Genomic DNA, 988 nt, shown 5'->3' with positions numbered 1-988 from the left:
CCCGAGGACGGCGCGCCCCCCGGCGAGGTGTACTGGACGGGCGCCCCCCCGGCTCCGGAGCCCGAGCACGCCGACAGCGCGCCCCACGCGGAGTCGCCCTCGGGCGAGTTCGGGATGGGACCGGAGGGTGAGGCTCCGGACACGGACGGCGAGGACCCGCGCGCCCGCACGCTCAAGCCCACCCTGCATTGAAGCGCCCGGGGCATCTGGACCTTCGGACACCTCTACAAGCCAGACCCGGAAGTTTTTACCGTCCCAGGCACCTCCACGCCACACTCCACCCGGCCAAGTGGCTGGAATTGCTGGAGGGTGCGGGTCTCAGGCACTGGCAACCGCCTTGCTATAGCTCCCGATGCGATGCGGAAGGCACCGGACATGAGCGAGCGGGGACGAAAGGCAGCGGGGTTGGCGAGGTTCTTCCGCCAGCAGCCGGACCGAATCGCTGCGCTGTGGCGGCGGATGCGGATGACGGCACGCGACTCGGATGGCTCGCAGGCGCCGCTGAGCCAGCTGGATGGACTGGTGGAGCCCTTCGTCCGGGAGCTGGGCGTGATGCTGGAGGGGGATGACACGAGCCCCTGGAGCCGCACGAAGGCGGTGCTGCGGCTGTCGCCGGAGCGTGGCGCGCGCGCCCTACACGAGGAGTTCTCGGCGCTGCGGCGCTGTCTGGTGGATGCCGCGGAGGTGCTGGGCGGCGGGGATGGGGAGAAGGAGCGCATCAACCGCGCCGTGGACGAGGCGGTGGACTCGGCGGTGGCGCTGCTCCAGCGGCTCAGGGATTCGAGGGTGGAGGGGCCGAGGGTGCCCTTCGGGGGATTGGTGGTGGAGTACTTCGAGCGGCCGTCGCGCGTCAGGCACGTGCCGCCCGGCTCGAGGGATGGACGCACCGCGATGCATTGAGTGAGGGGTGGTCGGGTTTGCCGACCCGTTCGGCTTGACACTCCAGACTGGGAGGGTCCGAGGCCGGCGGGAGGGAGCGTGCCAGGGG

1 protein-coding gene and 1 pseudogene are annotated in these 988 nt (G+C 71.2%); both read left to right on the top strand.

The genetic code is table 11. From position 1 onward, the window contains the following. Positions 1-192 (top strand): annotated as a pseudogene (locus tag FL311_RS44740) (hypothetical protein); the annotation flags it as partial. Between the two features lie 273 nt (positions 193-465). Continuing rightward, positions 466-900, top strand: coding sequence for a hypothetical protein (locus FL311_RS43360; protein WP_228557483.1), 435 nt, complete (start codon positions 466-468; stop codon positions 898-900). Positions 901-988: the final 88 nt, after the last annotated feature.

This window comes from Myxococcus sp. AB025B (assembly GCF_006518215.1).
Taxonomy (GTDB): Bacteria; Myxococcota; Myxococcia; order Myxococcales; family Myxococcaceae; genus Myxococcus; species Myxococcus fulvus.
This window is presented reverse-complemented; position numbering and strand designations above follow the sequence as displayed.

Bases quoted from the DNA above. Each gene is read 5' to 3' on its own strand.
- FL311_RS43360 (WP_228557483.1), top strand. From the start codon at position 466: ATGACGGCACGCGACTCGGATGGCTCGCAGGCGCCGCTGAGCCAGCTG.